This is a genomic window from Streptomyces sp. SID14515 (assembly GCF_010548505.1).
GTDB classification, from domain to species: domain Bacteria; phylum Actinomycetota; class Actinomycetes; order Streptomycetales; family Streptomycetaceae; genus Streptomyces; species Streptomyces caviscabies.
On sequence record NZ_JAAGMH010000091.1, the window covers coordinates 1 to 19,303 of the forward strand.

Genomic DNA, 19,303 nt, shown 5'->3' on the forward strand with positions numbered 1-19,303 from the left:
GTCCCAGTGTGGCCGGTCGCCCTCTCAGGCCGGCTACCCGTCGTCGCCTTGGTAGGCCATTACCCCACCAACAAGCTGATAGGCCGCGGGCTCATCCTTCACCGCCGGAGCTTTTAACCCCGTCCCATGCGGGACAGAGTGTTATCCGGTATTAGACCCCGTTTCCAGGGCTTGTCCCAGAGTGAAGGGCAGATTGCCCACGTGTTACTCACCCGTTCGCCACTAATCCACCACCGAAGCGGTTTCATCGTTCGACTTGCATGTGTTAAGCACGCCGCCAGCGTTCGTCCTGAGCCAGGATCAAACTCTCCGTGAATGTTTACCCGTAATCGGGTGCACACATCACGAGAGCGGAACAACCGGTCGGAATAAGACCCGTTGTTCACAGCGTCCTCGCTGTGTTATTGCCCACCGTCGCACATGGCGACCGTGGGACTTTCAAAGGAACCACCAACCTGCCGAAGCAGGCCGGGGTATCAACATATCTGGCGTTGACTTTTGGCACGCTGTTGAGTTCTCAAGGAACGGACGCTTCCTTCGGTCCCGTTTCACCGGGGCCCTCCGGGCGCTTCCCTTCGTTCTTGCGTTTCCGACTCTATCAGACTCTTTCGTGTCCGATTTCCGGCCGAAGCGGGTCAAGCAGTTTTCGCTTTCCAGGCTCTTCGCTTTCGCGTTTTCCCTTTCCGGCGGTTCCAACTTTACCAGACTCTTTTTCGTTCCGTTTCCGGTCCGAATTCGATTTCCGGTGGCCTGTGGAGTGGCCTTGCCTTTCGGCGTGTTCACTACGTTAGCCGATTCTCTTGGCAGCTCATAATCGAGCCATTGGGGCGAATTACGGGCGCGCCGAATTCACACCCGCCAGGGTGAGTCGTAGGTAGTGGTTTGGCCGCTTCGGGTGGCTCGGTCCGATCCGATGGACCGTGCCGACAGCTGTACCCGTGTCAAGCGGCTCGGACTACATTAGGCGTCCGCCGAAGGTGCGTCAAGTTGCCTTGCGGCTCGGCCGGCGGCGCGGTGCGTGGGCGCGGTACGGGCTGACGGTGGGGTCCCCCTCGATCCAGAAGCGCCACGGCTGGTGGGCCCCGTCGCCGCCCACCCCGGTGCGGGGGCCGCTGCGTACGAGGTCACGGGGTGGCGGGGTGCCGTGGAGTACGGACAGGGCCGGGGTGGGGCCGTCGAAGAGATCGCTGCCGTTGAGGTCGCGGTCGACGTCGAGGGCGGTGGCGAGGCGGGCCGGGCCTTTGGCCAGTTCCTTGTCGTTTCGGGCCGAGACGCGTCGGTCGCGGGCCAGGCCGGCGCCGACCTCGATCTCGCCGGCCCGGAGCAGGACCCCGCTCGCACGGCCTTCCGGGCCGCAGACCAGGTTGAGGCAGTGCCACATCCCGTACGTGAAATAGACGTACGTGTGACCGGGCGGACCGAACATCACGTCGTTGCGGGCGGTACGGCCCCGGAAGGCGTGCGAGCCCGGGTCGACCTCGCCCGCGTACGCCTCCACCTCGGTCAGGCGCAGCTCGATCGTGCCTTCCTCGCTGCGTCGGACGAGCGTGCGGCCCAGGAGGTCGGGGGCGACTTCCAGGACGGAGCGATCGAAGAAGTCGCGTGTCAGTGGGGTGCGGTCCGGGCGGTTGGTCATGGCGCCCGAGGGTACTGGGATCGCCCGGACGGGAACCGGCTACCGTCGTGGCGCGTATGTAGGGGTCAGGACCAAGAAGGAGTGACTATGGGCTTCAAGCGGCTGCTCGCGAGCATGGGTGCCGGCGGTGCCTCGGTGGAGACCGAGCTCACCGAGGTGAACGTCGTCCCCGGTGGGGTCGTCCAGGGTGAGGTGCGGATCCAGGGCGGTTCGGTCGCCCAGCAGATCGAGGGGCTCAACGTCGGGCTCCAGGCGCGGGTCGAGGTCGAGAGCGGTGACCAGGAGACCAAGCAGGACATCGAGTTCACCAAGCTGAACCTCGGTGGCGCGTTCGAGGTGCAGGCGGGCGCGGTGCACGTGGTGCCGTTCGGCCTGGAGATCCCGTGGGAGACGCCGATCACGATGTTCGGCGGCCGGCAGCTGCGCGGGATGAACATCGGGGTGACCACCGAGCTGGAGATCGCCCGCGCGCTGGACTCCGGTGACCTGGACCCGATCAACGTGCACCCGCTGCCCGCGCAGGAGGCCATCCTCAACGCCTTCGGCCAGCTGGGCTTCGGCTTCCGCAGCGCGGACATGGAGCGCGGTCACATCCGCGGTACGCGCCAGCGGCTGCCGTTCTACCAGGAGATCGAGTTCATCCCGCCGACGCAGTACCGCGGGCTGAACCAGGTGGAGCTGACGTTCGTCGCCGACGACCGCGAGATGGACGTCATCCTGGAGATGGACAAGAAGCCGGGGCTCTTCAGTGAGGGCAGCGACTCCTACCGCGCTTTCAAGGTGGGGCTGCACGACTACCAGCAGACCGACTGGGCGGCGTACCTCAACCAGTGGCTCGCCCAGGTCGGCGGGCAGCGCAACTGGCTCTAGCGGGTGGCACCGCCCCCTAGAGTCGGGTGGGAAGGCAGACGAACCGATCAGGAGAGGTGCGAGACGTGACCGAGCCGAAGAGGGCCCCGCTGCCGCACGACTTCCATCCGGAGGTTCCGGCGTTCACCGTGGTGAGCGACGATCTCGCGCCGGGGGCGGTGCTGGGCGACGCCCAGGTGCTTGCGGCCGGGAACACTTCGCCGCAGCTGCGGTGGGAGGGCTTCCCCGAGGGGACCAAGAGCTTCGCCGTGACGTGTTTCGACCCGGACGCCCCGACGGGCAGTGGGTTCTGGCACTGGGTGCTCTTCGACGTCCCGGTCTCGGTGACGGAGCTTCCGGCCGGTGCGGGCAGCGGTGAGTTCGCGGGGCTGCCCGAGGGGGCCGTCCAGGCCCGTAACGACTACGGCTCCAAGGAGTTCGGCGGTGCGGCGCCGCCGGCCGGGGAGAACCACCGGTATGTGTTCACCGTGTACGCGGTGGACACCGAGAAGCTCGGTATCGACAGTGACTCCTCGCCCGCGGTGGTCGGGTTCAACCTCCGGTTCCACACGCTGGGGCGTGCGCAGCTGATCGGTGAGTACGAGGCTCCCGTCGGCGATTAGTTCGTTTGCTGTTTGCCCTGCTCTGGTCTTGGAGAGATCAGAGCAGGGCATTTTTTATTGCGTTGTCCATCGCGGTCTGCCCAGCCAGAGTTGATCCGGGCCTGCCAGGGGGCGGGCGGCACACGGGAGGTGGGCAGGATGCGTGACACGCTGGTTCTCAACGCGAGCTTCGAGCCGCTGTCGACAGTGACGCTCAACCGTGCGGTGGTCCTGATCCTGACGGACAAGGCCGTCGTCGAGCAGTCGCATCCCGAGCTCCGTATGCGTGGTGCCGCCGTGGACATTCCGGTGCCCCGGGTGATCAGGCTCTGCCGGTACGTACGGGTGCCGTTCCGAAGACAGGCGCCGTGGTCCAGAAGGGGTGTGCTGATACGGGACCAGCACCGGTGCGCGTACTGCGGGCGGCGGGCGTCCACCGTCGACCACGTGGTGCCGCGTGCCCAGGGCGGGCAGGACACCTGGCTGAACACGGTGGCCTCCTGCGCCGAGGACAACCACCGCAAGGCCGCCCGGACGCCGGAGCAGGCGGGGATGCCGCTGCTGAAGCAGCCGTTCGTCCCCTCCCCCGCCGAGGCGATGCTGCTGGCGATGGGGGCCGGCGACCGATCGGCGCTGCCCGAGTGGCTGGACCGGGCGGCGGCGGCGTAGGGCGTGGCGGCGGTCGTGCGATGCGGCCGCCGGGAGCCGTGACGTAGTCGGCGTACGCCTGGTGATGTATGCGTGGGCCCGTCCCTGTGAGGGGGCGGGCCCACGTGTGTCAGCGGAGCAGCAGCTGGACGATGGCCACCGTGCCGACGGCCACGATGAGGGCGCGCAGGACGGTGGGGCTGAGGCGGCGGCCGACCTTGGCGCCTATCTGGCCGCCGATGGCCGAGCCGATCGCGATGAGGACGACGGCCGTCCAGTCGAAGTGGGCGACGAAGAGGAAGAACAGCGCGGCGATGGTGTTGACCACGGCGGCCAGGACGTTCTTGACGGCGTTGAGGCGCTGCATCGTGTCGTCGAGCAGCATGCCCATCAGGGAGAGGTAGATGATCCCCTGGGCGGCGGTGAAGTAGCCGCCGTAGACGCTGGCGAGCATCAGGCCGACGAAGAGGAGCGGGCCGCCGTCGGCGCGGGGCGGGGTGCCGGTGTGTTCACGGCGGCGCTGGACGGCTTTGCTGATGCGTGGTTGCAGGATCACCAGGACGAGTGCCAGGGCGACCAGGACCGGGACGATCGTCTCGAAGGCCGTGGAGGGCAGCGCGAGCAGGAGGGTGGCTCCGGTGAGGCCGCCGATGGCGGCTCCGATGCTCAGTCTGATGATGCGGCGGCGCTGGCCGGCCAGTTCCTTGCGGTAGCCGATGGCTCCGCTGATGGAGCCCGGGATGAGGCCCAGGGCGTTGGACACGGTCGCGGTGACCGGCGGGAGGCCGGTGGCGAGCAGGACGGGGAAGGTGATCAGGGTGCCGGAGCCGACGATCGTGTTGATCGTGCCCGCTCCGACTCCGGCCGCGAAGACGGCGAGTATTTCCCAGATGGACAACGCCATCTCCTTCGGTGGTCAGTGACGCCTCCCCGCCATGAAGGTCGAGGGGCCTCACTGATCATGCACGAAGGGGTTCCGGGGTCAGGAGACGGGGGGTTCCTCGCGTCGTTCCACCGCGGGCGCGGGGATGTGGCCGTTGCCGCCGTTGCCGCCGTTCCCTCCATTGCCGCCGTTGCCGCCGGTGTTGAAGCCGGGCATGCCGCCGCCGAGGTTCCCGAAGGCTCCGCTGAGGCCCTTGAGGGCGTCGCCGATCTCGCTGGGCACGATCCAGAGCTTGTTGGCGTCGCCCTCGGCGATCTTCGGGAGCATCTGGAGGTACTGGTACGAGAGGAGCTTCTGGTCCGGGTCTCCGGCGTGGATGGCCTCGAAGACCGTGCGGACGGCCTGGGCTTCGCCCTCGGCGCGCAGGGCGGCGGCCTTGGCCTCACCCTCGGCGCGCAGGATCGCGGACTGCTTCTCGCCCTCGGCGGTGAGGATCTGGGACTGCCGGATGCCCTCGGCGGTGAGGATCGCGGCGCGCTTGTCGCGGTCGGCGCGCATCTGCTTCTCCATCGAGTCCTGGATGGAGGTCGGCGGCTCGATCGCCTTGAGCTCGACGCGGTTGACGCGGATGCCCCACTTGCCGGTCGCCTCGTCGAGGACTCCGCGCAGGGCCGCGTTGATCTCCTCACGGGAGGTGAGGGTCCGCTCCAGGTCCATGCCGCCGATGATGTTGCGGAGGGTGGTGACGGTGAGCTGCTCGATCGCCTGGATGTAGCTGGCGACTTCGTAGGTCGCGGCGCGGGCGTCGGTCACCTGGTAGTAGATGACGGTGTCGATGTTGACGACCAGGTTGTCCTGGGTGATCACCGGCTGCGGCGGGAAGGGCACCACCTGTTCACGGAGGTCGATCCGGTTGCGGATCGAGTCGATGAACGGGACGACGATGTTCAGGCCCGCGTTCAGGGTGCGGGTGTAGCGGCCGAAGCGCTCCACGATGGCGGCGCTGGCCTGCGGGATGACCTGAATCGTCTTGATCAGGGCGATGAAGACGAGCACCACCAGAATGATCAGAACGATGATGATCGGTTGCATCGTGTCTCTCGTGCCCTTCGGTTGGCCGGTGGATCGCGGTGATCGGGGTCGGTCCTCATGTGCGGCCGGTGGTCGGCGAGTTGTGCGCCGGGCCGGGTTCCCACGATGATCGACATGATCGACTTCGAGTCTGGCAGACCGCGGCCCGCCTCGTGCGCGCTTCGGTCACATGACGACGGCCGTCGCTCCGTCGATGTCCACGACATCGACCTGGCTGCCGGGCTCGAAGACCTGGTCGGCGTCGAGCGAACGGGCCGACCAGACCTCACCGGCGAGCTTGATACGGCCGCCGGCGGCCGATACCCGTTCCAGCACCACCGCCTGACGCCCCTTCAGAGCGTCGATGCCGCTGGCGTGCCCGGTCTGTCCGGCCCGGTGTCTGGCGGCGATCGGGCGCACGACGGCGATCAGCGCGACCGAGACCACGACGAAGACCAGCACCTGGGCGACGATTCCGCCGCCGAGAGCGGCGACGGCCGATGCGGCCACCGCCCCGACGGCGAACATTCCGAACTCGGGCATCGCGGTCAGGACGAGGGGAATGCCCAGTCCCACCGCGCCGATCAGCCACCACACCCATGCGTCGATGTCCACATGGTCATCGTAGGACCGTCGGTGCGTCACCGACAGGGCGCACGGGTGGCCAACTGCGGTGAACGGCTTGCGGATCGGGGGCGACGGCCTGTCGCGGCGCTCTGTTGCGGTGCGCGGTGGCGGTGCTCTGCCGCGGTGCGCTGTGTCGGTCCCGGTGGTCGGGCCGGGACGTCAGGACAGCGGCAGGCCGTGCGCGGTGTAGCGGTCGCCGGTGTGCTCGACGATGAGCGGCAGGCCGAAGCAGAGGGAGAGGTTGCGGGAGCTGAGCTCGGTCTCCATGGGTCCGGCTGCGAGGATCTTGCCCTGGCGGATCATCAGGACGTGGGTGAACCCGGGCGCGATCTCCTCGACATGGTGGGTGACCATGATCATGGAGGGGGCGAACGGGTCGCGGGCGAGGCGGCCGAGGCGGCGGACGAGGTCCTCGCGCCCGCCGAGGTCGAGTCCGGCGGCGGGCTCGTCCAGGAGCAGCAGTTCGGGGTCGGTCATCATGGCGCGGGCGATGAGCGTGCGCTTGCGCTCCCCTTCGGAGAGCGTGCCGAACTTGCGGTCCAGGTACTCGGTCATGCCGAGGCGGTCGAGGAAGGCGCGGGCGCGCTCCTCGTCGACGGCCTCGTAGTTCTCGTGCCAGGTGGCGGTCATGCCGTACGCGGCGGTGAGGACCGTCTGCAGCACCGTCTGGCGCTTGGGCAGCTTGTCGGCCATCGCCACGCCGGCCATGCCGATCCGGGGGCGGAGCTCGAAGACGTCGGTGCCGACGCCGCCGAGCTGCTCACCGAGGATCGTGGCCGTTCCCTTGCTGGGGAAGAGGTAGCTGGAGGCGAGGTTGAGGAGGGTCGTCTTGCCGGCGCCGTTGGGGCCCAGGATGACCCAGCGCTCCCCCTCCTTGACCGACCAGGAGACATCGTCCACCAGAGCGCGTCCGTCGCGGACCACGGATACGTCCACCAGCTCCAACACATCGCTCATGGCGCGTTGTCTCCCCAAGCAGTCTCGTCGATCTTCGCGTGCCGGTGGGCACGGCTCCCAAGGAAAACCTACGCCACCGCGCGAGTGCTTCAGGCGTGAGGGCCGTTCCCGGACGTTGCCTAGGCTGTCGGCATGCTTGTCGAACCACGTTCAGGGTTGTTGGCCGCTTGGGGAAACGCGCTTCTGGCGGGACTCGTCTCGCCGGACGAGGCGGCCCTCGCGATTGTCGGACAGGACGCGGTGCACCGCGTCGAGGGGCTGCCGGGTGAGGCGGGGCCGGTCGGGCTCACGCTGGCGCTCGGCCGGCTGAGGAGGCTCGGAGCGACCGGGTTCCGGGTGGCGCTGCCGGTGCCGGGGCATCCGCTGGGGCTGAGCGGTCCGCCCGATTTCAATGCGCGGGCGCTGGAGGCGGAGGAGGCGGTGGTCGCGTACGGGGTGCCGTACGGGCTGGTGCCCGAGGTGAGCGAAGTGGGGCCGGAGGAGGATCTGCACATCGAGGTGGTGTGGCGGGTGCTGCCGGTACGGGAGGCGCCGCCCGCGGATGTGCCGTCGCTGGGCGAGGCGGAGCGTGAGCTGGCGGAGGCGTTGCGGGATGCGACGGCGGTGCTGTCGCGGCTGGACGTGGCCGGGTCCGGTCCGGTGGCGGAGGCGGCGGTGGACGCGTACCGGGCGCGGGCGGAGCGGGGTCGGGGGCGGGAGGTGCTGGCGCCCGGGTATCCGCCGCGGGCGGTGCGGGTGCTGGAGATGGCGCAGCGGGTGGGGCTGCTGGTCTCGGTGGCGTACGAGAACGGGCACGGCGGTGCGGTGAGCGCGTCGGAGATCGCGGCGCGGGGGGAGGCGTTGCGGCCGGTGGAGCGGGTGGCTCGGCGGGCGTTGGTGGCGGCGTACAACGCGTATGTGGAGGGCGGGGAGGTTCGGCGCTAGGGCCGCGGGCCTTTTGTCCTCAAGCGCCGGACGGGCTGGGGGGTGCGTCTGGGCGGGGCTCGTTGCGCTCAGGGTTCCCTGCGCGAGGGTTCCGTCCTCAAACGCCGGACGGGCTTAGTGGGGTGCCGGGCGGGCTGGAGTGGCGTGCCGGGCGGGCTTAGGGGGCGAGAGGTACGGCGAAAGCCGGGCGGGGCCTTGGGGGAGGGAGGCGCCGTCCGGCTTTCGGGTGGGGCTGGGGTCAGTGGTTGAGGCCGAGGTTGCCGAAGGCCGGGTTGAGCAGGCCCACCACGTTGACCGTGTTGCCGACCACGTTCACCGGGATGGCGACGGGAACCTGCACGAGGTTGCCGCTGGCGACGCCCGGGGAGTGGGTGGCCAGGCCCTCGGCGCCGGCGCCGCTGTGGCCGGTGGCGGAGGCGGCTCCGGCACCGGCGGCGATGAGCCCGCCCGCGATCATGGTGACGGCGGCGGCCTTCTTCAGGTTCTTCACTTCAGGATCCTCCTAGAGAGGCTGCGGCGAGCCGCCGCAGCACGCTCTGGAGAACGCCGTGCGCCCCGGAAGGATGCGCCGTACGGGTGACATACACCCGACAGTATGAATCTCGGTCCGGACGGGAACCCGCCGTGGTGCGGCCCGTTCCGACGTCAGCCCGCCGCTCCGTGGCGTACCGCCCAGAGCGCGGCCTGGGTCCGGTCGGACAGGTCGAGCTTCATCAGGATGTTCGAGACGTGCGTCTTGACCGTCTTCTCCGAGAGGACGAGAGCGCGGGCGATCTCGCGGTTCGAACGGCCGTCCGCGATGAGGCCGAGCACTTCGCGTTCCCGTTCGGTGAGCGTGCTCCCCCGGCCCGTGCCGGTGCCCGCGTCGTCCTGAGCGAGGAGTGCCCCGGCGACCTCCGGCTGGAGCAGGACATGGCCGGCGTGGACCGAGCGGATGGCCCCGGCCAGGGCGTCCGGGTCGACGTCCTTGTAGACGTAACCGGAGGCTCCGGCGCGCAGGGCGGGTACCACCGTGCGCTGTTCGGTGAAGCTGGTGACGATGAGGACCTTCGCGGGGTTGTCGAGCTCCCTGAGGCGGCGCAGGGCCTCGATGCCGTCGGTGCCGGGCATCTTGATGTCCATCAGCACGACGTCGGGGCGGAGCTCCTCGGTCCGGGCCACGCCCTCCGCGCCGTCGGACGCCTCGCCGACGACCTCTATGTCCTCCTGGATCTCCAGGAACGTACGCAGTCCGCGGCGGACCACCTGATGGTCGTCGACCAGCAGCACCCTGATGATCTTGTCAGCCACCGGGGACCTCCATCTCGATCGTGGCGCCCTTGCCGGGCTCCGAGGCAACGGTGAGTCGGCCGCCGACGCTGCTCGCCCGGTGGCGCATGGAGACGAGGCCGAGGTGACGGCCCGCCCGCCGGACGGCGGTGGGGTCGAACCCGACACCGTCGTCGGTGACGCGCAGGACGGTGGCGGTGCCGCGCCGGGCCAGGGTGACGCTCACCCGCTCCGCACCGGAGTGGCGCAGCGCGTTGTGCAGGGCCTCCTGGGCGACCCGGAGCAGCGCTTCCTCCTGAGCGGCGGGCAGTGCGCGCACTCCGCAGCTCTCGAAGGCGACCTCGGCGGTGTGCGCCCGGTCCAGGACCTGGATCTGCGTGCGGAGGGTGGCGATGAGCCCGTCCTCGTCCAGTGCCGCGGGGCGCAGTTCCACCACGGCGGCCCGCAGCTCGTCGACCGCCTCGGCGGCGAGGACGGCGACCTGCTGGAGTTCGCCCTTGGCGCGGGCGGGGTCGCGGTCGACGAGGGCGGTGGCGGCCTGGGCGGTGAGGCGGAGCGAGAACAGCTTCTGGCTGACCGCGTCGTGCAGCTCGTGGGCCAGGCGGGAGCGCTCCTCGGCGATGGTCAGCTCGCGGCTGCGCTCGTAGAGGCGGGCGTTGGTGAGGGCGATGGCGGCGTGCTGGGCGAGGATCTGGAGCAGTTCCTCGTCCTCGGCGGTGAAGCCGCAGCCGCCCTCGGGCTTGGGGCACATCTTGTTGGCGAGGAACAGCGCTCCGATGATCTCGTCGCCGTCCGTGATGGGCAGGCCGAGGAAGTCGGACATGTCGGGGTGGGCGTCGGGCCAGCCCTCGAAGCGGGGGTCCTGGCGGACGTCGGCGAGGCGTTCGGGCTTCGCCTGGTGCAGCATCGCGGCGAGGATGCCGTGCTGGCGGGGCAGAGGGCCGATGGCCTTCCACTGTTCGTCGCTGACCCCGTCGACCACGAACTGGGCGAAGCCGCCGTGGTCGTCCGGGACGCCGAGGGCCGCGTACTGGGCGTCGAGCAGCTCGCGGGCGGAGGCGACGATCGTCTTCAGGACGTCGCCCACTTCGAGGTGCCGGCTCATGGCGAGCAGCGCGGCACTCACCGCGGCGAGGCCCGACGGTGGGCGATGACTCATGGGATCACCGTACCGGCGGGGATCGCGCGGCCGTATCGGGCCGGGGGCGGTGTCGGGCCGGCGGGGGCCTAGGTCCGGCCGGCGGGCCTCTCGGTCGGAGGTCGTAGGTCCCTGGGGCCGGTCGCCACCCGGCCGTCGTCGCCCGGCGGACAGCTGTGTGACGACCGGCCCAGGGACCTACGTCGAAGTGCCGGGTACAGGTGCGGCTCGCGGGCGAGGCGCGGTGCGGTGCGGGCTTCCTACGTTGGGGGCACCGGGGTCTCCCGGTGGACGCCGAGGGTACGAAGGGGACGGTCATCATGCCGGTCGCGATGATCACGGGTGGTTCGAAGGGGCTGGGGCGCGCGCTGGCGGGGGCGCTGGCCGGGCAGGGGTGGGACCTGGTGCTGGACGCCCGGACCGCCGGGGTGCTGGAGGACACGGCGCGGGAGCTGCGCGGGCGGTACGGGACGCGGGTGGTGGCGGTGCCGGGTGATGTCACGGACGCGGCGCACCGGGCGGATCTGGTGGCGGCCGCCGGGGCGCTGGGCGGTCTCGACCTGTTGGTGAGCAACGCGAGCGTCCTGGGCGCGGAACCGCTGGTCCGGCTGGACGTGCTGCCGCTGGAGGGGCTGCGCCGGGCGCTGGAGACGAATGTGGTGGCGGCGCTCGGTCTCGTACAGGAGGCGTTGCCGTCGCTGCGGGCCTCGGCGGCGGGGGCGGTGGTGGTGATCAGCTCGGACGCGGCGGCGGAGCCGTACCCGACGTGGGGCGGTTACGGGGCGTCGAAGGCGGCGCTGGACCAGCTGGCGGCGGTGCTGGGCGAGGAGGAGCCGGGGCTGCGGGTGTGGGCCGTCGACCCGGGTGACATGGCGACGGACCTGTTCGCCGCGGCGGTCCCGGAGGAGGCGGACGAGCCACGGCCGTCGCCGGAGAGCGTGGCGCCGGCGTTCCTCCGGCTGGTGCGGGAGCGGCCGGCCAGCGGACGGTTCGCCGCCCCGGCCCTGCTGGAGGAACCGACGGGCCCGGGCGGGGGCCCGCGATGACCGCGCCGGGGCCCCGCCCGGGCGGAGCGCGGATGGACGGGGTGCGGATGGACGGAGCGCGGATCTACGAGGACCGCACCGGTGTCCACGGTCCGGGCCGGGCCGGAGCAGGCCAGGTGGACGCCGGCCGCGGGACGGCCGGCCCGCCCCTTCCCGGTGGTGCGCGGGCAGCCGCCTCGGGCACCCCCGGGACGGGGCCCGGCTCGGCGGGAGCGGGCGACGGGCGCAGTGGTGAGGCCGTGCGTCGGCGGGGCGGGGGTGGCGGTCCCGGAGGGCTGGAGGACTTGCGGGTGCCGGATGTCCTGTCGGCTCGGGTACCCGCCGAGCAGCGGGGCGCGGGGCGCGACGACGTACGGCTGCTCGTGTCGCGGGGGCGGGCGGTCTCGCATCACGCGTTCCGGGAGCTGCCCGGGGAGCTGCGGGCCGGGGACGTGCTGGTGGTGAACACGTCCATGACGTTGCCCGCCGCGGTGAACGGGCGGGTCGGCGGGGAGCGGGTCGTCGTGCACTTCTCGACGCGGGGTGCGGACGGGCGGTGGGCGGTGGAGCTGCGGGCTCCGGGCGCGGCGGGGGTCACCGGGCCGCGGCCCGGTGGTCCGGCGGGCGCGGTGGTGCGGCTGCCGGGCGGGCGGGCCCTGGTCGTAGAGGAGCCGCTGGGGCCGGCGTCGGGGGCCCGGCTGTGGTGGGCGCGGGTGGCGGAGCCGATGCCGCGGCCGGTGCCGCGGTCAGCGCCGAGGCCGGAGTCGGTGCCGGAGCGGGATCCGATGCAGGAGGCGGAGGCGGAGGCGGCCTCGGTGCGGGAGCCGGCGCCGGAGTCGGCGAGATCCGCGCAGGGGCCGGTGGCGGGGTCGGTCCCGGATTTCGTGCCGGACTCCGTGCCGGAGTTGTTGCGGCGGTACGGGCGGCCGATCCGGTACGGATACACGGAGCGGGATCAGCCGCTGTCCGCCTATCAGACGGTGTTCGCGGCGCCCTCGCCGGACGGCAGCGGTTCGGCGGAGATGCCGAGCGCCGCGCGGCCCTTCACCGCCGCGCTGGTGGCGGAGCTCGTGCGCCGGGGGGTGCTGTTCGCTCCGCTGTCCCTGCATACGGGGGTGGCCTCGGCGGAGGCGCACGAGCCGCCGTACCCGGAGCGGTTCTCGGTGCCGGCGGCGACGGCGTGGCTGGTGAACGCGGTACGGGCGGCGCGCGGCGGCGACCGTGCGGAGGGCGGGCGGGTGATCGCGGTGGGGACGACGGCCGTGCGGGCGCTGGAGTCGGCGGCCGGGCCGGACGGGGTGGTGCGGCCGGTGGCGGGGTGGACGGATCTGGTGGTCACGCCGCGGCGGGGCGTGCGGGTGGTGGACGGGCTGCTGACCGGGCTGCACGAGCCCCGGGCCTCGCATCTGCTGATGCTGGAGGCGGTGGCGGGGCGCGAGGCGCTGCGCCTCGGGTACGAGGCGGCGCTCCTGGAGCGGTACCTCTGGCACGAGTTCGGGGACGTCCACCTCGTCCTGCCGGATGAGGAACGTAACGCTCCGGATTGCTCCAGCAACGAATGGTGAGACTGTTACGTCGCCGATGTGAGCCCAGGCATAGGGCCTACATCACTTACGAACGTACCTAGTGGGCCTATAAGGGTGATTTGAGCAGGCGTGAGCGGGGGTCATTTCGGACGAACAGGACCCTCTTCCACTACCTGGCTTCGTACGTCACACCTTTGCCACAGGATTTTGCTGCCGCTAAGAATTGCTCTCGTCCCCGACGGAGGTACGCATCACCGCCTCCGGTCTCGTCCTCCGTGAGGACACCTGAGCATTCGAAGAGGTAGCCCTACATGTCTGCGACTCGCATTCCCAGCCGTGTCCGTCGTCTGAACAAGGTCCAGAAGATCACTGTGGCCGGTGTGTCGGCCCTTGGCGTCGCCGCCCTGACCTTCTCGCTCGTCCCGTCGAACGCCGAGGCCGAGATCGCCCCGCAGGCCGCGGCGGCCGCCGCGCCGGTGGCCTTCACCAACGCCGCGGGATCCGCCCAGGCCAAGACCGTGCAGAACAGCATGATCGAGCAGCACTCCACCGCCGAGAAGCTGGTGAAGGCCGCCGACGCCGCCAAGGCGAAGGCCGCCGCCGAGACCAAGGCCAAGGCCGCCAAGGCGAAGGCCGCGTCCGAGGCCAAGGCCAAGGCCGCCGCCGACGCCAAGGACAAGGCCGAGAAGGCCGCCAAGGCCAAGGCGGACGCGAAGAAGCGCGCGACCGAGAAGGCCAACCGCTCCACCGCGCGCAAGCCCGTCTACGCGAACAACCTGGACGGTTGGATCCGCGAGGCCATGTCGATCATGAAGAAGGAAGGCATCCCCGGCTCCTACGAGGGGATCCACCGCAACATCATCCGCGAGTCCAGCGGTAACCGCTGGGCCATCAACAACTGGGACATCAACGCCCGGAACGGCATCCCCTCCAAGGGCCTGCTCCAGGTGATCCAGCCCACCTTCGACCGCTACCACGTGGCGGGCACCAAGAAGGACCTGTACGACCCGGTCGCCAACATCGTCGCCGCCTGCAACTACGCGGCCGACCGCTACGGCTCCATGGACAACGTGAACAGCGCGTACTGAGCGCTGAGCCGCTGAGCCGCTGAGCCCAGCCGTACACATGCCGGAGGCCGGCACCCCGCGGGGTGCCGGCCTCGGCGTCGTACCGGTACCGCGCCGTACGGTCGCGGCGGAACGGTCCTACTTGCGCATGACCTCTGGCTCATGGCGCCGCAGCAGTCGCGCGACCGCGATGCCGCAGATCACGCCGAGCGCGAGCAGGACGGTGATGTTGACGCCCCACTGGCCCGCGGTGTGCTCCCACAGCGGGTCGAGGTCGGTGGGGTTCTTCGGGTCCCACGGCGGCATCAGGTGCGCCAGGTCCAGCGTGGTGCCGGCCGCGGCCATCGCCCAGCGGGACGGCATCAGCCAGGCGAACTGCTCCAGGCCGGGCGATCCGTACACCTGGAAGAGCACGCCGGTGAAGACGACCTGGATGATCGCGAACATGACCAGCAGCGGCATGGTCTTCTCGGCGGTCTTCACCAGCGAGGAGATGACCAGGCCGAACATCATCGAGGTGAAGCCCAGCGCGATGATCGAGAGGCAGATCTCGACGGCCGGGGGCATGATCAGGCCCTCCGTCGGCAGCTCGCGGGTGGCGAAGCCGATGCCGCAGATGATCACGCCCTGGAAGGCGGTGATCACGCCGAGGACGATCACCTTGGACATCAGGTACGCGGAGCGGGAGAGGCCGGTGGCCCGCTCCCGTTCGTAGATGACCCGTTCCTTGATCAGCTCTCGTACGGAGTTGGCGGCGCCGGAGAAGCACATGCCGACCGCGAGGATCAGCATGATCGTCCCGGCCTTGCCGTTGAACTGGGACGGCGGCGTCGGTGCGGCCAGCCCGAACTCCGCCGGGATGACCACGCTGACCACACCCAGCACGGCGGGCAGGATCAGCATCAGGCCCATGAAGCCCTTGTCGGACGCGATGACGGAGGAGTACCTCCGGATCAGCGTCCACAGCTGCGCCATCCAGCCCTGCGGCTTCGGCGGGCGCATCTGCTGCGGGGGCGGCATGTTGACCGGCTGGGCCGCGACCGCGTCGATGTCGGCGGCGTACATCTGGTAGTGCTGCGAACCGCGCCAGCGGCCCGCCCAGTCGTAGTCGCGGTAGTTCTCGAAGGCGGAGAAGACGTCGGCCCAGCTGGTGTAGCCGAAGAAGTTCAGCGCTTCCTCCGGCGGACCGAAGTAGGCGACGGAACCGCCGGGCGCCATCACGAGGAGCTTGTCGCAGATCGCCAGCTCGGCGACCGAGTGCGTGACCACGAGCACCGTGCGGCCGTCGTCGGCGAGGCCGCGCAGCAGCTGCATGACATCGCGGTCCATGCCCGGGTCGAGGCCGGAGGTCGGCTCGTCCAGGAAGATCAGCGAGGGCTTGGTGAGCAGCTCCAGGGCGACCGAGACGCGCTTGCGCTGACCGCCGGAGAGCGAGGTGATCTTCTTGTCCTTGTGGATGTCGAGCTTGAGCTCGGCGAGGACCTCGGTGATCCGGGACTGGCGCTCGGCCTCGGTGGTGTCCGCGGGGAAGCGGAGCTTGGCCGCGTACTTGAGGGCCTTGGTGACGGTCAGTTCCTTGTGCAGGATGTCGTCCTGCGGGACCAGACCGATGCGCTGGCGCAGCTCGGCGAACTGCTTGTACAGGTTTCGGTTGTCGTAGAGGACGTCACCCTGGTTGGCGGGCCGGTAGCCGGTGAGCGCCTTGAGCAGGGTGGACTTTCCGGAACCGGACGGGCCGATGACCGCGATCAGCGACTTCTCCGGGACGCCGAAGGAGACGTCCTTGAGGATCTGCTTCCCGCCGTCGACCGTCACCGTGAGGTGGCGGGCGGAGAAGGAGACCTCACCGGTGTCGACGAACTCTTCCAGCCGGTCGCCGACCAGCCGGAACGTCGAGTGACCGACGCCGACGATGTCGTTCGGGCCGATGAGCGCGGAGCCGGACTTGTGGAGCGGCTGGCCGTTGACGTACGTGCCGTTGTGCGAGCCGAGGTCGCGGATCTCGAAGCGGCCGTCGGGCGTCGCGTGGAACTCGGCGTGGTTGCGGGAGACCTGGAGGTCGGAGACGACCAGCTCGTTCTCCAGCGCACGACCGATACGCATGACCCGGCCGAGGGCCAGCTGGTGGAACGTGGTCGGGCTGCGGTCGCCGTAGACCGGCGGCGCCCCCGCGGCACCGCCTTGTCCCGGTCCGCCCGGCTGCCCGGGGCCCTGCTGGTGCGGCACCTGCTGACGCGGAGGCTGCTGAGGCTGCTGGTGCGGGGCCTGCTGCTGGGGCGCCTGAGGCTGCTGCCAGGCCTGCTGCGGGGCCGGAGCCTGGTGCTGAGCCGGGGCCTGGTGCGCGGGCGCCTGCTGTCCGTGCCAGCCCGCGCCGCCGCCCTGGGGCTGCTGGTGGGGCTGCTGCACGGGAGCCTGCTGGGCTCCGGCCGCCTGGCCGCCGGCGACAGCTGCGCCCGCGCCCGCGCTGAGGCTCACCCGGGGCCCGTCGGTGGCGTTGCCCAGGTGCAGCACCGAGCCGGGGCCGATCTCCACCTGCTGGATCCGCCGGCCCTGCACATAGGTGCCGTTGGTGCTGCCGTGGTCCTCGATGAACCAACTGCGGCCGCTCCAGCTGATCGTGGCATGCCGCCACGAGACTCTCGCGTCGTCGATCGCGAGGTCGCCCTGCGGATCACGTCCAAGGGTGTACGACCTGGACGGATCGAGCGTCCAGGTGCTGCCATTCAATTCCAGTACGAGTTCCGGCACTCCGCGCCCCACTAGTTGTCCCCCGTGTTACCCCCGTCGCAGGGAGTCTAGGGATGCTGAACATCGTGGGGAACTATTCCAGGACCAGTCCCCGATCGGAAAGTCGGGCGGGTGAAGACCGCGCGGAGACGTGCGCGAACACCCCGATACCGGGGGGTGAAACATGAGCGGAACGGCCGAAGTCCGGATGAAGACCTGGTTACCGCCCAGAGAATGTTCAGCGACTTCATAGCGGGTGATACAGGACAGCCGACGCGGCCGTGCGCAAGACCCGTACCGGCCAGATCCGCGTCTCCTCGCGTGGCCGGGACCGGGGCCGGGCCGGAACCAGGACCGGAACCGCCGCCCGGGGTCGGCGGCAGCGCCGGGAGCGGTGCCCGGGCGATTCCGTCCGGCACTCGGGACGGGCGACCGGAGGAGGTCGCGGGACCGATACGGTGGGAGCACCATGAGCGCATCTCAGCCACCTCAGCCCCTCTCGTCTCCTGAGCCCTCTGAGCCCCCTGAGCCCCGTCGGGTCGAAGGGATCGTCGACGCGCCCCCTCCGGGCGGCGACGCACCCACCCTTCTCGTCAAGATCTTCGGCAAGGACCGTCCGGGCATCACCGCCGGCCTCTTCGACACCCTCGCCGCGTACGCGGTCGACGTCGTGGACATCGAGCAGGTCGTCACCCGGGGCCGCATCGTGCTGTGCGCCCTGGTCACCGCTCCCACCGCGGGCGGAAGCACCGAGGGCGATCTGCGGGCGACCGTGCACAGCTGGGCCGACTCCCTGAAGCTGCAGGCCGAGATCATCTCCGGCATCGGCGACAACCGCCCTCGCGGTGACGGCCGTTCGCATGTGACGGTGCTGGGGCACCCGCTCACCGCGGAGTCCACCGCCGCCATAGCGGCCACCATCACCTCGACCGGCGGAAACATCGACCGGGTCTTCCGGCTGGCGAAGTACCCGGTCACCGCCGTCGAGTTCGCGGTGTCGGGGACCGGGACCGAGGAGCTGCGGACCGCGCTGGCGACCGAGGCCGCGGAGATCGGCGTGGACGTCGCGGTGGTCTCGGCCGGGCTGAGCCGGCGGGCCCAGCGGCTGGTGGTCATGGACGTCGACTCGACGCTGATCCAGGACGAGGTCATCGAGCTCTTCGCGGCGCACGCGGGCTGCGAGGACAAGGTCGCCGAGGTGACCGAGCAGGCGATGCGCGGCGAGCTGGACTTCGAGCAGTCGCTGCACGCCCGGGTCGCGCTGCTGGCCGGTCTGGACGCCTCGGTGGTGGACAAGGTCCGCGCCGAGGTACGGCTCACCCCCGGCGCCCGCACCCTGATCCGTACGCTGAAGCGGCTCGGCTACCAGGTCGGCGTCGTCTCCGGCGGCTTCACCCAGGTCACGGACGACCTCAAGGAGCGGCTCGGCCTCGACTTCGCCTCGGCCAACACCCTGGAGGTGGTGGACGGGAAGTTCACCGGCCGGGTCGTCGGCGAGGTGGTGGACCGGGCGGGCAAGGCGCGGCTGCTGCGGAGCTTCGCCGAGCAGGCGGGGGTGCCGCTGGCCCAGACGGTGGCGATCGGCGACGGGGCGAACGACCTCGACATGCTGAACACCGCCGGGCTCGGCGTCGCGTTCAACGCCAAGCCGATGGTCCGCGAGGCGGCGCACACCGCGGTGAACGTGCCGTTCCTGGACACCGTGCTCTATCTGCTCGGCATCACCCGCGAAGAGGTCGAGGCGGCGGACGGTCTCGTCGACTGAATCCGTCCGAGCGAAGGACAGGGCCCCGGCACCGCAGTGGCGCCGGGGCCCTGTGCGTGATCAGTCGTTCGGCGTCCAGTACTCGACGAGCTTGCCGGCCCCGTGCTCCACGCTCTTCCAGGAGCCGGGGAACTCCACCACGGCGTACGCGGCCGTGGGGAAGCCGTCCCGGGTCATCCGGGCCAGGGTGTCGCCCTCGGCCGAGCCGGAGAGGGCGTCGGCGGCCCCGTGCATCCCGGGGTTGTGGCCGATGACCAGGAGGTTGCGCACCTCGTCCGGGGTCTCGTTGAACAGGGCGATCAGTTCGCCGAGGGAGGCCTCGTACAGCCTCTCCTCGTAGACGGTCCGGGGTCGCTGGGCGAATTCATGGACCGCCAGCTTCCAGGTCTCCCGTGTCCTGGCGGCGCTGGAGCAGAGGGCCAGATCGAAATCGATGCCGGAATCTGCGAGCCTGCGGCCGGCCACGGGCGCGTCCTTTCGGCCGCGCTCGGCCAGCGGGCGCTCATGGTCGGAAGCCTGTGACCATTCCGCCTTGGCATGCCGGAGAAGGACGATCCTGCGAGGTGTCTCGACGCTCATACACCTCAGC

18 protein-coding genes and 1 rRNA gene are annotated in these 19,303 nt (G+C 70.4%); 8 read left to right on the forward strand and 11 right to left on the reverse strand.

What is annotated here, in order from left to right; all coding sequences use genetic code 11:
• Both G3I54_RS19250 and G3I54_RS19255 read right to left on the reverse strand, forming a co-directional pair.
• Positions 1-316: ribosomal RNA gene (locus G3I54_RS19250) — 16S ribosomal RNA — on the reverse strand; the annotation flags it as partial.
• Positions 317-982: 666 nt separating this feature from the next.
• Positions 983-1,636 (reverse strand): DNA-3-methyladenine glycosylase, encoded by a 654-nt coding sequence (locus tag G3I54_RS19255; protein WP_164616105.1) that lies wholly within the window; start codon positions 1,634-1,636, stop codon positions 983-985.
• Between the two features lie 87 nt (positions 1,637-1,723).
• Between G3I54_RS19255 and G3I54_RS19260 the strand changes: the two genes are divergently transcribed.
• From G3I54_RS19260 to G3I54_RS19270, 3 genes are all read left to right on the forward strand, one after another.
• On the forward strand, positions 1,724-2,506 hold the full coding sequence (locus G3I54_RS19260) for a sporulation protein (protein ID WP_164616106.1): 783 nt from the start codon (positions 1,724-1,726) through the stop codon (positions 2,504-2,506).
• Between the two features lie 65 nt (positions 2,507-2,571).
• The gene (locus G3I54_RS19265) at positions 2,572-3,108 is read left to right on the forward strand and encodes a YbhB/YbcL family Raf kinase inhibitor-like protein (RefSeq protein WP_164616107.1); all 537 of its coding nucleotides are present in this window, start codon (positions 2,572-2,574) and stop codon (positions 3,106-3,108) included.
• Positions 3,109-3,246: 138 nt separating this feature from the next.
• Positions 3,247-3,756, forward strand: a complete 510-nt coding sequence (locus G3I54_RS19270; RefSeq protein WP_015607712.1) for an HNH endonuclease — start codon at positions 3,247-3,249, stop codon at positions 3,754-3,756.
• Between the two features lie 109 nt (positions 3,757-3,865).
• Here G3I54_RS19270 and G3I54_RS19275 read toward each other — a convergent pair whose 3' ends face one another.
• From G3I54_RS19275 to G3I54_RS19290, 4 genes are all read right to left on the reverse strand, one after another.
• Positions 3,866-4,639, reverse strand: coding sequence for a sulfite exporter TauE/SafE family protein (locus tag G3I54_RS19275; RefSeq protein WP_164616108.1), 774 nt, complete (start codon positions 4,637-4,639; stop codon positions 3,866-3,868).
• 78 nt (positions 4,640-4,717) lie between these two features.
• Positions 4,718-5,710 carry an SPFH domain-containing protein gene (locus G3I54_RS19280; protein ID WP_164616109.1) on the reverse strand — a complete coding sequence of 331 codons (993 nt, stop codon included), beginning with the start codon at positions 5,708-5,710 and terminating at the stop codon, positions 4,718-4,720.
• Between the two features lie 165 nt (positions 5,711-5,875).
• The gene (locus tag G3I54_RS19285; protein ID WP_164616110.1) at positions 5,876-6,304 is read right to left on the reverse strand and encodes an NfeD family protein; all 429 of its coding nucleotides are present in this window, start codon (positions 6,302-6,304) and stop codon (positions 5,876-5,878) included.
• A 171-nt stretch (positions 6,305-6,475) separates the two neighbouring features.
• Positions 6,476-7,273 carry an ABC transporter ATP-binding protein gene (locus tag G3I54_RS19290; RefSeq protein ID WP_137233921.1) on the reverse strand — a complete coding sequence of 266 codons (798 nt, stop codon included), beginning with the start codon at positions 7,271-7,273 and terminating at the stop codon, positions 6,476-6,478.
• A 132-nt stretch (positions 7,274-7,405) separates the two neighbouring features.
• On the opposite strand from G3I54_RS19290, the gene G3I54_RS19295 reads away from it, so the two are divergent.
• Positions 7,406-8,197: a hypothetical protein gene (locus tag G3I54_RS19295; RefSeq protein WP_164616111.1), complete on the forward strand. Its 792-nt coding sequence runs from the start codon at positions 7,406-7,408 to the stop codon at positions 8,195-8,197.
• Between the two features lie 238 nt (positions 8,198-8,435).
• On the opposite strand, the gene G3I54_RS19300 is transcribed toward G3I54_RS19295, so the two are convergent.
• From G3I54_RS19300 to G3I54_RS19310, 3 genes are all read right to left on the reverse strand, one after another.
• Positions 8,436-8,687 carry a chaplin gene (locus G3I54_RS19300; RefSeq protein WP_164616112.1) on the reverse strand — a complete coding sequence of 84 codons (252 nt, stop codon included), beginning with the start codon at positions 8,685-8,687 and terminating at the stop codon, positions 8,436-8,438.
• Between the two features lie 155 nt (positions 8,688-8,842).
• Positions 8,843-9,487, reverse strand: coding sequence for a response regulator transcription factor (locus tag G3I54_RS19305; protein ID WP_030088560.1), 645 nt, complete (start codon positions 9,485-9,487; stop codon positions 8,843-8,845).
• Positions 9,480-10,625, reverse strand: coding sequence for a GAF domain-containing sensor histidine kinase (locus tag G3I54_RS19310; protein WP_164616113.1), 1,146 nt, complete (start codon positions 10,623-10,625; stop codon positions 9,480-9,482). The genes G3I54_RS19305 and G3I54_RS19310 overlap by 8 nt, the downstream gene beginning before the upstream one ends.
• A gap of 299 nt (positions 10,626-10,924) precedes the next feature.
• On the opposite strand from G3I54_RS19310, the gene G3I54_RS19315 reads away from it, so the two are divergent.
• The 3 genes from G3I54_RS19315 to G3I54_RS19325 all read left to right on the forward strand — a co-directional run bounded on the left by G3I54_RS19315 (position 10,925) and on the right by G3I54_RS19325 (position 14,243).
• Entirely contained in the window at positions 10,925-11,650 is a 726-nt protein-coding gene (locus G3I54_RS19315) for an SDR family oxidoreductase (protein WP_164616114.1), read from the forward strand.
• Positions 11,651-11,712: 62 nt separating this feature from the next.
• Entirely contained in the window at positions 11,713-13,194 is a 1,482-nt protein-coding gene (locus G3I54_RS19320; RefSeq protein WP_343240367.1) for an S-adenosylmethionine:tRNA ribosyltransferase-isomerase, read from the forward strand.
• A 272-nt stretch (positions 13,195-13,466) separates the two neighbouring features.
• On the forward strand, positions 13,467-14,243 hold the full coding sequence (locus G3I54_RS19325) for a transglycosylase SLT domain-containing protein (protein ID WP_164616115.1): 777 nt from the start codon (positions 13,467-13,469) through the stop codon (positions 14,241-14,243).
• Between the two features lie 117 nt (positions 14,244-14,360).
• On the opposite strand, the gene G3I54_RS19330 is transcribed toward G3I54_RS19325, so the two are convergent.
• A complete protein-coding gene (locus G3I54_RS19330) occupies positions 14,361-16,982 on the reverse strand; it encodes an ABC transporter ATP-binding protein/permease (RefSeq protein ID WP_164616116.1) in 2,622 nt (873 codons plus the stop codon).
• 436 nt (positions 16,983-17,418) lie between these two features.
• Between G3I54_RS19330 and serB the strand changes: the two genes are divergently transcribed.
• A complete protein-coding gene (gene serB, locus G3I54_RS19335) occupies positions 17,419-18,714 on the forward strand; it encodes a phosphoserine phosphatase SerB (RefSeq protein ID WP_164616117.1) in 1,296 nt (431 codons plus the stop codon).
• A 60-nt stretch (positions 18,715-18,774) separates the two neighbouring features.
• On the opposite strand, the gene G3I54_RS19340 is transcribed toward serB, so the two are convergent.
• Positions 18,775-19,293, reverse strand: a complete 519-nt coding sequence (locus G3I54_RS19340; RefSeq protein WP_164616118.1) for a histidine phosphatase family protein — start codon at positions 19,291-19,293, stop codon at positions 18,775-18,777.
• Positions 19,294-19,303 lie beyond the last annotated feature (10 nt).